Below are 13,855 nucleotides of genomic sequence, written 5' to 3' on the forward strand. Positions count from 1 at the left end.
AAATAACGTATATAGTGGTATCAAGGGGATTGTGCCCCAGATTTCAATGTGTTATATGACTATATTGCCAGAGAGGAATGGTATCCATATGAACGTATTTGAACGCTTTAGCGATGAAGTTTTGCCGGCGGATTGGAGCTGGATCAATGAGCCGACAGAATGGAGATTTGATGATACCAAGTCTTTGCAAATTTTTGCACCTTCACAGGCAGATTTCTTTAGGGATCCGTCCGGCGCAGCGACTAAATCGTCCGCACCCTTTTTGCATACAACGCTTCAAGGTGATTTTACAATATGGACGAGGGTTCGTGTTGATATGAAGCAGCCTTATGATTCAGGATGTTTGATGATAATGGCGGATGATACCCGCTGGGCTAAGCTGTGTTTTGAATATTTCGAAAGCATTCCATCTATTCTTAGTGTGGTCACTCGGGATACATCTGATGATTGTATCTCTGGGGCGATGGACGTGTCCAATCCGTATTTACGAGTGGCACGAGCTGGAAATTGCTTTGCATTTCATTATTCATCAGATGGTCAGCATTGGAAGCTGGCGAGATATTTTGGGATGAATGTTCCTAACCAGCTAAAAGTCGGAGTTGTTGCTCAATCTCCCGTGGGGGAGGGCTGTGCTGTTACCTTTGATGCCTTGACGATAACAAACCATGTATCTGAGGACATACGAAACGTGGAGTAAACAGACAAAGACCCTCTTTCTTAATATGAAAGCGTTATAAAATTAGGATTAGAAAAGACGTATATACGCAACTCAGGCAGGAGGTAGATGGAAACTTGCTGTTAAGAAGGAAGGGTTACAAGCTGCCCAGTTTGTTGGGAGTGCTGCTTGTAGCTACGTTGGGCTGTTTCGGGCTCATTATGTATTTACAGTCCACAAGCGGAACGAGGATGTATCAATTTCTGTACTGGGATATATTCCTGGCCTGGGTTCCGGTCTTTATCACTCTCGGCATGATGGCTTTATCCAGACTGCGAAGTACAAAAGTGAGGAGTATTCTTTTATTTTTCTCTTTAATTGTATGGTTGTTTTTTCTGCCGAATGCTCTCTATTTGGTGACTGAGTTACTTCATGCGTTTCGTTTTTACGATGTGAATCCTGATACACGTTTTTGGTTGAACACCCAATTTTGGTTAATCTTATTTACGTCTTTTTCAGCAGCAGGGCTTGGCCTTTTTCTTACATCCCTTTGTGTGTTGGTGATCCATCATATGCTGAGGAGGATTTGTTCAAAGGGGCTCGCATGGGCTGTAGTTTTGGTGTTGTTGTGGCTGGACAGCATAGGCGTATATATAGGCAGATTTGCTCGCTGGAATAGCTGGGATGTGTTGTTGCAGCCACTGGTGCTCCTTACGGATATTTGGAGATGGGGAGTATATGCTGGACCTAGGCTTCATTTGCTGTCCTTTTGCTGGCTGGTGTTTGGGATAGCAGTCATTTTTTATTTATTGATCTATATCTCTTTAAGTGAGGATCAGGATGTTTAGGCCGAGGACATGTATTCCATGAATACAGGCTTCGGCCTATTTTTACATGTGGCGAGTCAGGAGTTGGCGTTGTCCTCCCCATGCACATCGTAAAGCACGCGCACAAGCAGATCCTGACTGAAATTCCCGAATCTTTTGCCAAAAATAGTGAGTCCTCCTTTGTTTTCTGATTCATCGGTTACAGATAGACGGAGTGTAATGTCGCTTTTATAGTTAAGGTTAATATCATCTATTGTGACCTCGGAAATGCGGCACCCGTCAATGAAGCTGCCTTGTTGATTGATGCGAATTAATTTGAGCATACCATATTGATTCAGATGCGGTGGCCACCAATCTGGATTGAGAACCCCCGGCACTTCTCCAAAATCTCCGGCGCTGGTCCAGTGCCCAATAGGGATACCGTTAATGTGAAAACAAATGTCGGAGGGATATTCCTCACAATAGCAGGGTGCTTCTGAGCCCAGTTCTGCGGAGAATTGAATTTCTTTAAAGGATTGATTCGCTTTCAGATAGTTGGGGATACGGTATTCCAAAAAGCCCTCAGCCATCCAGATCATTTCCGACTCCAGCCGCCCGGGATCTGCAAAATAGCGTGGATCATCAAAATCGCCGATAATGCTGTCTCGGGTCACCAATCCACAAGTGGGGGACGCTTGATAGTTACTATAATGACCTACGCGAATCTCAACCTCATACACATTTTTTTGTTCTCTACTGCGCAAATCTACCATCAGTTTATCCTTGTTCAAATAGCACATTTTTCGGGTGCCGTGCTTGCCGCTCACGGTATTGATCTCCACAAGGCCGCATTCTTCCAATTTTCGAATATGCATTGTAATGGTACCGTTGCTCAAATTAAGTTTGTTAGCAATGTCATTCATACTTTGTCCCTGGTAGGCAAGTAACTCGAGAATTTGAATGCGGATTTCTGAACCCAGTGCTTTAAAAATATCTAATCCTGACATTAAGTCCTTAATATAAATCATAGCTATAGACCATCCTTATCTATAAAAATTGTGATGTAAGCGCTTATATATTTACTTTGATTTATGTTAAAATAAAATCAAAAAGAAGTAAACTGCTTTTTTGTAAATTTTTTTTACTAAATAAAGAGGGGAGCAAATTAAACTCCGAAGTAAGAATTACTTCAAAAATAAATCGTATTTAAGCTTTATCACTGATTATTTCGATAAAAGTTAACTTAAATACGATTTAATTTTGCTTTCCATGTTACTCTAATCTATGTTTTATAATTATTTAAAAAGATTGAAAAATACATTGACGAACCGAGGAAAGGCATGCTATATTTTGTTTGTAAACGAATTCATTATTGATAAAGTAAAATGTTAATTATATGGTACATGAGAGGGATGATAATCACAGCGGCAATCAACAACGGGTTGTGTACCGCACAGTTAAAGATTAGGCCGAGTGGTATAAAGTTATTTTAACACTAAATGTATGCGGTTTCATTTAAATTTAGGAGGGGTCGCGTTGATAAAGAAAAAAGGTTTTGCAATAACAATGGTTGTTCTGTTGTTAATGGTGGCTGCACTGGCTGGTTGTAGTGGGGGAAGTTCCAGTAGTGATGGAAGTAAGGAACTGACATTCATGTTCCGTGGTGGCACAGATGAACAAAAGGCTTATAAGGAAGTAATCAAGAAATTTGAAGAGGAACATCCTGGCGTAAAAGTTAAAATGGTCGTGACGGCAGCGGATCAATATGCTACAAAGCTAAGAGCTGCGATCACAGGAAATAATCTTCCAGATATCTTTTACTTTGCCCCTGGAGATGTGAAAGCTTATGTAAACAGTGGGGTATTGAAGAATCTCACTCCTTACATTGAGAAGAACAAGGATATTAAACTGGATAACATCTGGAAATACGGTATAGATTTGTATCGCTATGACGGTAAAATGGCCGGTCAAGGAGATATTTACGGTATGCCGAAGGACTTAGGTCCATTCGCACTTGGCTACAACAAAACGATGTTCGAAAAAGCGGGCGTTCCATTGCCTGACAAAGACAAACCGTATACATGGGATGAATTTATCAAGGTTAGCCAAGAGTTGACCAAAGATACCAATGGTGACGGCAAGCCAGATCAATACGGTACAGGTTTTAACGTTCAGTGGGCATTGCAAGCCTTTGTATGGAGTAATGGGGCTGATTGGCTGGATGAGAGCAAAACGAAAGTAACGATTGATGATCCGAAATTTGCGGAAGCTCTTCAGTACTTTGCTGACATGCAAAACAAATATAAAATCACACCTGGTATTGAACAATCACAAACATTGGACACATACCAACGTTGGATGAAGGGCGAAATGGCATTCTTCCCGGTTGGTCCTTGGGATATGAGTACATTTGAAAAACTGCCATTCGAATATGATTTACTGCCGTTCCCAGCCGGATCGACTGGCAAATCAGCAACATGGATCGGTTCTCTGGGTATCGGCGTTTCCTCTAAAACAAAATACCCGGATGAAGCTGTTGAACTGGTTAACTATCTGACGACTTCTAAAGAAGGAATGAAGCAGCTCGTAGATGCCAAGGTACAAATTCCGAATCTGCTGGACATGGCTGATGAATGGTCCAAAGATACGAAAACCAAGCCTAACAATAAACAAGAATTTATTGATATCGTAAATGACTATGGACGCTCATTACCAGGCAACTATACGTATAATGCAGAATGGTACGATATTTTCTTCACAGATATTCAACCTGTGCTGGATGGTAAAATTACGGCGGCAGATTATGTGAAACAAGAACAACCGAAGATGCAGAAACTGCTGGATAAAGCGGTGGAGCAAGAGAAAAAATCACAGAAATAATGCGTAAATAGAGGAAAAAAGGATGATGTTAGTGGCTGAATATCATGCTGCTAACATCATCTTCATTCCAAATTAGAAACAGAGGTGAGCCCTGTGATAACCAAATCTAATCTCTACCGCAAAGAGAAGGTATATGGATACTTATTTATTCTTCCACCTATTCTCGGTCTGCTAATCTTTACGTTATTCCCGTTTGTCTATTCATTATACGGCTCTTTTACAGACTGGGACGGATTGGGACAAATGAACTTTATTGGTCTCGACAATTTTAAAGATTTATTTAGCGATGAGCTCTTTTATAAATCGATGTACAATACTCTTTTCTTAATGCTAGGTATTCCAATCGGTCTTGTACTAGCTTTACTGCTGGCACTAGGTTTGAATCGCAAGATTCCAGGTACGACAACATTTCGTGTGATTTACTATATCCCGGTTATTTCTTCGTTGGCTGCCGTTTCTATTATGTGGAACTGGGCATACAACGGGGACTATGGTTTGGTGAACCAATTCCTCGAAATATTCGGTATTAAGGGTCCTAACTGGCTAATGGATAAGGATACGGTCAAACCGGCCTTGATCCTCATGACCGTCTGGAAGGGTCTCGGATATACGATGCTGCTATATTTGGCAGCCCTGCAAAGCGTATCTCGCTCTTATTATGAAGCAGCAGAGCTAGATGGAGCTAGCGGATTCCAAATGTTCCGCAATATTACATGGCCAATGGTGAAACCAGTAACTTTTTTCCTGGTCGTAACTAATATCATTGGTGGTTCGCAAATCTTTACTGAAATGAACATTATGACACCTACAGGGGGTCCGGAATACTCATCCGCCTCAATCGTCTTTTATATTTGGGATAAGGCATTTAAAAACCTGCAAATGGGATATGCCTCCGCGATGGCTATGATTCTCGGCATCTTCATTTTTATCGTAACTTTGATTCAATTCAAAATGAATGAAAAATCGTCCTTTGATGGGGATTGATTTTCGCGGAAAGGAGTGAGTCTGATTATGTCCCATAGTCAAAAAACGAAAGTTACCAATATCATTATCTTTATTGCACTAGCGATTGGAGCGATTGTGATGATCGCGCCGCTGCTTTGGATGCTGTCCACTTCAGTGAAAGAAAAGCAGGATGTCTTTGCTCTTCCACCAGTATGGATACCAGAGGTGTTCCAGTTTGGCAAGTATAAGGAAATTTGGGAAGCAGGGCCTTTGTTAAGCGGAATCAAGAACAGCGTGATTGTAGCTGTAAGTGTTACCGTTGTAGGTACCTTTACATCCAGTGTGGCGGCTTTTGCATTTGCTAAGCTGAGATTTCCCCATAAAAACAAACTGTTTTTGGCACTCATCGCATCTATGATGATTCCATACCCAACGGTTATGATTCCACAGTTTATGATGTTTTCCAAACTTGGCTGGGTTGATACACTTTTGCCTCTGATCGTTCCGGGTTTGTTCGGAAATGTAGTTATGATCTTTTTCCTGCGGCAGTACTTGCTTAGTGTACCGGATGCCATTATCGAAGCTGCGAAAATTGACGGAAGTTCTTATTTCCGACTCTATTCGTCGATTACGTTCCCGCTCATTAAGCCAGCAGTTGCGGCACAGCTTATTTTATGGTTCATGGGGATTTGGAACGATTATTTGGCACCGATTATTTACTTGAACTCACCAGAAACGCAGACATTGCAACTGGTTATCGCGAATTTTAATGCGACTTACGCCATTCAGACGGACTATCCGCTTATAATGGCAGCATCAATAATAGCCTTGTTACCTGTACTGATTATATTCTTGATCTTCCAGAAACAAATTATTGAATCGGTTGCTATTTCGGGTGTCAAAGGTTAATTGACACTTGGAGGGTACGCATGAATGATGTAAGGCAGTTACAATATGTAATGGGTAAAGGAAGGAGGAGAATAACAGTTATGGTTATGCTGCTCATGCTGGGTCTATCTGGCTGTGGGGATAACACTCCGGACCCTGTGTATCCGCAGGCTCCGCCTCCCGATCACTTGTATGATCAAAGTACGATTAACGATGAACAGCGCTGGACCATTAACAATGCACATGACCCGGCGATTATCAAAACAGATCAAGGCTATTATGTCTACTCAACGGATGTAAAGACAGGTGGAGAATTGAGACCCGGTGTCATGGTACGCAAATCGACTGATCTGATTCATTGGAATTGGGTGCAGTATGCACTCCCCGGCATTCCAAAGGAAGCAGAATCGTGGTCATCGGCAACCAATCTGTGGGCACCGGACGTCATCAAGATGGGTGATACCTATCGGATGTATTACTCTGCTTCTACCTTTGGCAGCACACGGTCTGCGATCGGATTGCAGACATCCAGCTCCCCGGAAGGCCCTTGGAAGGATGAGGGGCTGGTCGTTAAAACGAAAGAGCATGACAAGCTGAATGCGATTGATGCCAATCCGGTGCTGGATGCAGAGGGTAATCCATGGATGGTATACGGCTCTTTTTTCGGCGGTATTTATATTACACCGCTTGATCCCCAGACTGGAAAGCTCAAAGAATCTGGCTATGGTAAAAATATCGCTGCCAGAGATCGGGCAACTAAGGACGGTGCTGTAGAAGGACCATACATTGTGTACAATCCAATGTTCCGTAAATACTACTTGTTCGTCTCGTATGATTCTTTGTTTGAGGACTACAATGTTCGCGTTGCCCGTTCAGATTCTATCACAGGCCCTTATGTGGACATGAATGGACATGATATGGCAGATACCAACTATTTGCCTCAATACGAGATTGGAAACAAGGTATTGGGCGGTTATCGGTTCAGCGAAGGAGAAGGCTGGGTTGCGCCAGGTCACAATTCTGTCCTGAAGGACGGTGCGGATTATTATATTGTACATCATGCGCGAGGAGAAACGGACAAGAGCTGGCCGTACCTGCATGTACGCAGAATATTGTGGACGACAGAGGGCTGGCCGGTCGTCTCTCCAGAGCGCTATGCCGGCGAAAAGGAGCAGGATATACCCAAAAGGCTATTATCCGGCAACTGGGAGCGCATCGTGATAAAGCAGGAAGTAGACGGCCAGGTGGAAGCTGAACAGCTCCGTCTAGAAGATGGAGGGCGGGCAACTAGCGGTTCTCTTGAAGGTCACTGGAGCTTTGATGGCAGGCGTACTCTAACAATGGATTGGAGCAATACATCCGAAGGAACTAAGGAAGAATTGTTATTGCTTCCTTCATGGGACTGGGAGCTTGGTCGCCATACTTTAATTTTCACGGGTATGAATGAAAAGGGAATTTCCATTTGGGGAAAGCGTATCAGCGATTAATTGTATGAACTACATACTACACATAGAGGAGAGAATAACCATGAATCAAACTGTACCCTTTAATAATCCGGTCATTGAGCAACGGGCAGACCCTTGGATTTACAAGCATAGTGACGGATACTATTATTTCACCGGATCTGTACCAGAGTATGACCGCATTGAGGTTCGACGAGCAAGTACTATTCAAGGCTTGAGTACAGCAGAGCCTGTCGCAGTGTGGCACAAATATGAAACGGGCCCGTTAAGTGCGAACATTTGGGCACCGGAAATTCACTATATAAACGACAAATGGTACATTTATTTTGCAGCAGCTCGTACAACAGAAACGAAGGAAGGCCTGTTCGACCACCGGATGTTCGTGCTTGAAAATGATTCAGCTAATCCTCTGGAAGGGGAATGGGTGGAAAAAGGACAGATCAAAACCCGTTGGGAGACGTTCGCTCTCGATGCGACAACCTTCCAGCATAATGGAGTTTTGTATTATGTGTGGGCTCAGAAGGACCCTGACATCGTCGGTAATTCCAATCTGTATATTTCCGAAATGAGCAATCCATGGACGTTGCGCGGTGAGCAGGTGATGATCTCCACTCCTGAATATGATTGGGAAATCATCGGTTTTAAGGTGAATGAAGGAGCAGCGGTTCTGAAACGGAACGGGCGGATCTTTATCAGTTATTCAGCTAGCGCCACAGACCACAATTATTGCATGGGTCTGTTGACGGCAGATGAGAATGCGGATTTACTTGATCCGAAATCATGGACGAAATCACCTCAGCCGGTATTCTGCACCCATGAGGAAACAGGACAATTCGGGCCAGGTCATAACAGTTTTACGGTTGCTGCTGATGGTAGCGATGTAATCGTATATCACGCCCGGAATTACAAGGAAATTACAGGCGACCCGCTGTATGATCCGAATCGTCATACACGTGTGCAGCCGTTCTACTGGAAAGAAGATGGAACACCTGATTTTGGTATTCCAGTACCAGATGGCGTTTCTGTTGATAAATAAGCGAAATTTATTATAGATGGTTGACGTGTTGCACAGTGGCACTTTAACTTTCTAGAAATCATAGGGGATTATGATTCGGCTGCGTATAACAAGAGTAATGAGATATCTTCTGAGCCTTCAGGCTGGAGGATATCTTTTTGATTTTGGGACGGCATGAAGGACTCTTTTCAAAAACTTCGATTTCTGCTATATTTAAATCGTAATATTTACGAATTGATCAAGGGGTGGAAATCTCGTGAACGAACGGATTGATCCGTTTACCGTTAAAAAGGTTGAATACCTGCTGAATGGCTATATTGCGCTAAAGGTGCCAGGCTACGTGCGTTCTGACGTGCGGCTCATTTATCAAATAGAGGATAACTGTTTGATCTTGACGGAGGAAAGGCCTTCTAATGAAACTGAGTTGTGGGATCGCACGGACATTGTCCAATTTCGCTGGGAAGAAAATCATTGGCATGTATATGCCCGGCAAGAGGCTGAAAGCTGGCAGCGTGTAAAAGAGATTGCACCTAATCCGTGCTTTGAAGAACAGCTCGAACAGGTAGAAATAGATCATGCAGGTATTTTTTGGACAGGTTAACGAAGTACAGAATGATAAGTTCGGAAGATGGAGGTAGTGGGAGTCGTGTCGTTAAACTGTATATGGAAATAAACAGGCTGACCGTAATTCCTTATATGGAAGTTACGGTCATTTGTTTTGTCTGAAGTGGCACTGTCTAGTGCACTTGAGGGTTATGTGTGCGTTTGGAAAGTATGTCAAGCGGTTGATTGATACAAATGTTTAATATTTTCCACGAGGTGGAAGTTACAAATGTATGGTAAAGTGTAGTATATACAAGGTTTTAATCCAAATGTCTTATTCAAAGTCTCCTGTGCATACCGAATCCGAATCACACGAGGTGAGAAAAATGTTGCAATCGTTAAAAGCCATTGCTAATTACAGGAAAGAAAATGATCTGGCCTGGGATACACCGACTTGGTTAAAGCTGCTTGTTTCGGCTGAGGAGCGTATTGTAAATTTGGAACGCATTCGATCTATAGGTGAGTTAAAGGATGCCAATCCTGTACTGGATTACGTGGAGCGTACGTTGCTTATTTTGGACGGACTTCCATTGTCATTCTGGGTTAAAGAGCTACTGGAGGATGTATTGGTATGGTCTGAGACAGCCAAAGGAGGCACAGTCCGCGAACGGCTACGCTGGCAGCATGAGGGTATTAATTTATTTGTACATAATATCGGATCCTCCCAACTGTATGTCAGACAGGCCCAAGCGGAGTCCCCTGCTTACCCGCGCAATAGCATGACCCGAATTCTGATTGAGACGCATGGATTGATAGGGCAATATATACGGGGGGAAATTCCTTTTGCTGAAAATCGACTGCTGCTTGAAATTACTCGTAAGGGCTGGCTAAGCCCTGAGGAACTGGAGCTTGTTTTACGGGCCCTGAACGAGTGTATTATCGCCGGGGTGGAACCTGCATTATGGGATCAAGTACGCAGTGAAGTGGAGCAGCTGATCGGCTGGATTGCATGGGATAACGCACCTGTAGTCTGGAGTGTAAAGGAGCGACTGGAAAGGTTACGGTCGGTTTCCATTCATGAAGGGGAGCCGTTCGAGCAGGCTTACACAGAACTAGAGCGGGAGTTGAATGTAGAGAAGGCGCTGGCTCCGTTGGAGAATCGGACACTTTGGTATGTAGAATCAGCTTTGCAAGATTTTTCACTTCAAGAACTGGTAAAGGTATTTTTACTCACATTAAGGGATGGCACAGGGCAGGAACAGCCTGCGACCGTTCGCCATATCAGTTTCGAATCGCTCATGAATACGATGTATTATGACTATCGTGGTGTCAAGAAAATTAACGTATATAAAAAACGAATGATAGAAAAATATTTAAGTGCACTGTCTTGGCAGGACATTTCAAAAGGAAAACGGAAGCATAATCCTCATTTGAGTGTGATCGTGGAGCATAAAGAAGAGCTGCCGAGTACTGTATTTTTTAATTTTGTATTTTCATCTGCGGCTGAGAAACTGATTGACTTTTGTATTGAGGCAGAAAAAACGCCTCTGTATGACAAAGCAGTCCTGCTGCTGTTCGATCTGTTCGGATTACGGCGCGATGCGTATGATCGCTTTCACAATGAGGAAACGTACCTTACAGATATGAACCAGACCGTAGATTACAAAAGGGTCATTTTAGATTATGTGACTGGAACCCGCATACTGGATATTGGACCCGGCGGGGGTGTACTGCTGGATCTGATCGAACAGGAAAGACCAGATGCGAAGCCATTAGGTCTTGATATTTCTGTAAATGTCATTGAGGCACTTAAACGTAAAAAGCAATTGGAGCGCCATCGTTGGGATGTCATCAAAGGGGATGCGCTTCAGTTAGAGGAATATGTGGAAACGGAGAGTATGGACACGGTCATCTTCTCTTCAATTCTTCACGAGCTCTATTCCTACATTGAACGAGATGGGATTCGGTTCAATCCACAAACAGTGGAGGCAGCTCTGCAGAGCGCCTATCGTGTGCTTGCACCCGGCGGGCGTATCATCATTCGTGACGGGATTATGACCGAACCAGTAGAGCAGCGCAGACGAATTCGATTCTTGGAGCCGGATGGAATGGAATGGCTGATACGGTATGCGCAAGATTTTGCAGGTCGCCACATTGAAATAGAGCGTGTGGGGGAGCATGAGGCTGTTTTACCAGTGAACGATGCGATGGAATTTCTCTATACCTATACATGGGGAGCGGAAGCCTATGTGCATGAAGTGCAGGAGCAGTTTGGTTATTTTACCCCGTCACAGTATGAAGAGTGTATTCGTAGCACACTTGGATCACAAGCGATTATCCGCGTGAGCCGTCATTATTTACAGGAGGGCTATGCCGAGGCGCTGTCCAGACGTGTTGAGTTCATGGATGAGCAGGGCCAGCAGGTTTCTTTGCCAGACAGCACCTGTCTGATCGTGATTGAGAAGCCGAATAATAGGGTTGGAGTTGCTGAATGATTTTTAAATTGAACAAGAGAATGCCTTCTGATTTGTGCCAAGCACGATTAGAAGGCATTTTTTAGAAAGCTATGCATTCAAATATGACCGTGCAGCGCATACCGAAGCCAAAGGACCATTCATTCGGCAGGTGGTTGAGCGAGCGAAGCTTGAAAGATATAGGTAGGGACAGATGAATTCTTAGTACGCATGAACAAAGTGGGGGAATGATGAAGAATATGATGCTTGATGCACAGCTAACGCCGAATGGTTTAAAAGACAGAATGCTACTACTGTCAGCGCTGGACATTATATTGTCTCCAGAAGATTGGTTACGCACGTATCGTATGCAGTCTGAAAGGTCTGGTGATGTGTGCCTGGGTGAGGTAAACAATGGCGCTGGAGATACGATTCATATGCTATGGACGGGTGAAGGTGTGCTGATGAAGGGGTTTGACCATGAATCCCCTGTAAGTCCTCATGCGAGAGACGAATATGAAGTCTGGCCGGGCATATATGACGGTGTGCCTGATGATATGATGGAGCTTTTGGAAAATGAAGCACTGGAGAAAGAGGACGTTACCTTTTGTATGTGGAGGGAAGCGGGAGATAAGGAGTGGCGTATGGGCAACGCGAACTTTCCTGAGGGATATGACGATGGCTCATCCTTTTTGCTGGGGAAAATTATAGTTACACCGGAGGAATATCAGGATTGGGCTGAGAGTTACTATGAGTTGCCGATTTCTCTAGGGGTGGTAAGCCAGATTTTCAACGGCGTTCCGATCACTGCACAGATGATCTCTGCGCTTCATCCACAGCGTAACGTTACGGAAGCGATAAAGGAGCTAAAGCAGCTTAGCGTTCAAGTGCATGAAAGCTAAGAATACAGATTTGTTTTTCTTGACAAGTTTTGTATATAATACAGGAGAAATGCTGGGTTAACCACCTCGAATTAAAGGAGCTGTGTTGAAGATGTCCAAACGTTTGATTCCTTACATCACGATGGATGGAAATGCAAAAGAAGCAATCGAATTTTATAAAGAGGCATTGGATGCTCAACTGCTTTTTATTCAAACCTTTGGGGAAATGCCGGAAAACCCCGATTTTCCCATTCCCGCAGAGGTCAAGGAACGTGTGGGACATGCTACCCTTAAAGTGGGTGAGACAGAGCTCATGTTTTCTGATACCTTTCCCGGGTCACCGTTTAGCCGCGGGAATCAGGTGAGCATCTGTATTACAACCGATAGTGTGGAGCAAGCTCAAAAAATGTTTAATGCTCTACAGCAGGGAGGACAGGTGGGAATGCCTTTGCAGGAAACCCATTTTAGTCCAGCTTATGGGAATGTAACAGACAAGTTTGGTGTCACTTTTCAAATGTTCACTGAGGCTCGGTCTTAAGAAATGTAAAGCGGCTCGATTCTGCTACTTTAGCGATCTGGCCGTTTTTTTTTTGCGTGTATGCCCTCGTGCTCAATTCCTAAAATAATTATTTTAATATTGTTGAAATAGAAACAAAAGTATACTATATTGTATTGTTAATGCACCACGGGTGGGAGGACAGGCCATGAACAAAGAAGAACAGGTCATAGTGGGTTTCAGGGACTTATTTAACAAGATGGTTTGGCTCAATAAGGATAAGATGGAAGACAGCCTTAAGGGTTATAAGCCTTCTGAAGTACATTGCATCGAATACATTGAAAGAAATGTAGATTCCAACGTGACAAAACTTGCGGAGTCCCTTTATATGACTACCGGTGCCATAAGTAAAATAACTAAGAAGCTTATAAAAAAAGGCATTATCGAAAGCTACCAGAAGCTGGATAACAAGAAAGAAGTCTATTTTAGGCTTACTGAGGAAGGGAAAGTAATCTATAACATCCATGAGGAACTGCACAAAGAGTTTCAAGAGCGGGATAAAGCCGTATTTGAGCAGGTAACCGAAGAACAATTTAACAGTATGATTAGCTTCTTGGAAAAGTATAGTAGGCATTTGGATGCAGAAATAAAAAAACAGGGTATAGATATTAAGACGGAATAAATTTGAATAATGAAAATCAAACCATAGGCAGCCGGGCTCTATTGAGAACGGGCTGCATTTTTTTGTTATTATTTTGTTGCCGAGGAAGCAAAATTGTGATACGATATTTTTGCTTCCGAGGAAGTAAAAATTAACCTTTAAGGGGAGA

The 13,855-nt window shown here is 43.3% G+C and carries 13 protein-coding genes; 12 read left to right on the forward strand and 1 reads right to left on the reverse strand.

The features are described 5' to 3' along the window. The first annotated feature begins 88 nt into the window (after nucleotides 1-88). On the forward strand, nucleotides 89-697 hold the full coding sequence (locus MKY75_RS08830) for a DUF1349 domain-containing protein (protein ID WP_340885031.1): 609 nt from the start codon (nucleotides 89-91) through the stop codon (nucleotides 695-697). 95 nt (nucleotides 698-792) lie between these two features. Then, nucleotides 793-1,503, forward strand: coding sequence for a DUF1361 domain-containing protein (locus tag MKY75_RS08835; RefSeq protein WP_165147743.1), 711 nt, complete (start codon nucleotides 793-795; stop codon nucleotides 1,501-1,503). A 56-nt stretch (nucleotides 1,504-1,559) separates the two neighbouring features. On the opposite strand, the gene MKY75_RS08840 is transcribed toward MKY75_RS08835, so the two are convergent. After that, nucleotides 1,560-2,489 carry an ArsR/SmtB family transcription factor gene (locus MKY75_RS08840; protein ID WP_029516749.1) on the reverse strand — a complete coding sequence of 310 codons (930 nt, stop codon included), beginning with the start codon at nucleotides 2,487-2,489 and terminating at the stop codon, nucleotides 1,560-1,562. A gap of 508 nt (nucleotides 2,490-2,997) precedes the next feature. On the opposite strand from MKY75_RS08840, the gene MKY75_RS08845 reads away from it, so the two are divergent. From MKY75_RS08845 to MKY75_RS08890, 10 genes are all read left to right on the forward strand, one after another. Continuing rightward, the gene (locus tag MKY75_RS08845; protein ID WP_029516750.1) at nucleotides 2,998-4,341 is read left to right on the forward strand and encodes an ABC transporter substrate-binding protein; all 1,344 of its coding nucleotides are present in this window, start codon (nucleotides 2,998-3,000) and stop codon (nucleotides 4,339-4,341) included. A gap of 93 nt (nucleotides 4,342-4,434) precedes the next feature. Next, a complete protein-coding gene (locus MKY75_RS08850) occupies nucleotides 4,435-5,325 on the forward strand; it encodes a carbohydrate ABC transporter permease (RefSeq protein ID WP_013309768.1) in 891 nt (296 codons plus the stop codon). 27 nt (nucleotides 5,326-5,352) lie between these two features. Beyond that, nucleotides 5,353-6,195 carry a carbohydrate ABC transporter permease gene (locus tag MKY75_RS08855; RefSeq protein WP_029516751.1) on the forward strand — a complete coding sequence of 281 codons (843 nt, stop codon included), beginning with the start codon at nucleotides 5,353-5,355 and terminating at the stop codon, nucleotides 6,193-6,195. An 80-nt stretch (nucleotides 6,196-6,275) separates the two neighbouring features. Continuing rightward, a complete protein-coding gene (locus MKY75_RS08860; protein WP_340887081.1) occupies nucleotides 6,276-7,661 on the forward strand; it encodes an arabinan endo-1,5-alpha-L-arabinosidase in 1,386 nt (461 codons plus the stop codon). A 40-nt stretch (nucleotides 7,662-7,701) separates the two neighbouring features. After that, on the forward strand, nucleotides 7,702-8,673 hold the full coding sequence (locus tag MKY75_RS08865; protein WP_029516753.1) for a glycoside hydrolase family 43 protein: 972 nt from the start codon (nucleotides 7,702-7,704) through the stop codon (nucleotides 8,671-8,673). 235 nt (nucleotides 8,674-8,908) lie between these two features. Next, nucleotides 8,909-9,253 (forward strand): DUF3024 domain-containing protein, encoded by a 345-nt coding sequence (locus MKY75_RS08870; protein ID WP_029516754.1) that lies wholly within the window; start codon nucleotides 8,909-8,911, stop codon nucleotides 9,251-9,253. Between the two features lie 328 nt (nucleotides 9,254-9,581). Continuing rightward, entirely contained in the window at nucleotides 9,582-11,690 is a 2,109-nt protein-coding gene (locus MKY75_RS08875; RefSeq protein ID WP_340885033.1) for a class I SAM-dependent methyltransferase, read from the forward strand. Between the two features lie 209 nt (nucleotides 11,691-11,899). After that, complete coding sequence (locus MKY75_RS08880; protein WP_340885035.1) at nucleotides 11,900-12,550, forward strand: hypothetical protein; 651 nt, start codon at nucleotides 11,900-11,902, stop codon at nucleotides 12,548-12,550. Between the two features lie 91 nt (nucleotides 12,551-12,641). After that, the gene (locus MKY75_RS08885; RefSeq protein WP_039270073.1) at nucleotides 12,642-13,067 is read left to right on the forward strand and encodes a VOC family protein; all 426 of its coding nucleotides are present in this window, start codon (nucleotides 12,642-12,644) and stop codon (nucleotides 13,065-13,067) included. A 166-nt stretch (nucleotides 13,068-13,233) separates the two neighbouring features. After that, nucleotides 13,234-13,707, forward strand: coding sequence for a MarR family transcriptional regulator (locus MKY75_RS08890; protein ID WP_340885038.1), 474 nt, complete (start codon nucleotides 13,234-13,236; stop codon nucleotides 13,705-13,707). Nucleotides 13,708-13,855 lie beyond the last annotated feature (148 nt).

Source organism: Paenibacillus sp. FSL L8-0663 (genome assembly GCF_038008125.1).
GTDB classification, from domain to species: Bacteria; Bacillota; Bacilli; order Paenibacillales; family Paenibacillaceae; genus Paenibacillus; species Paenibacillus polymyxa_D.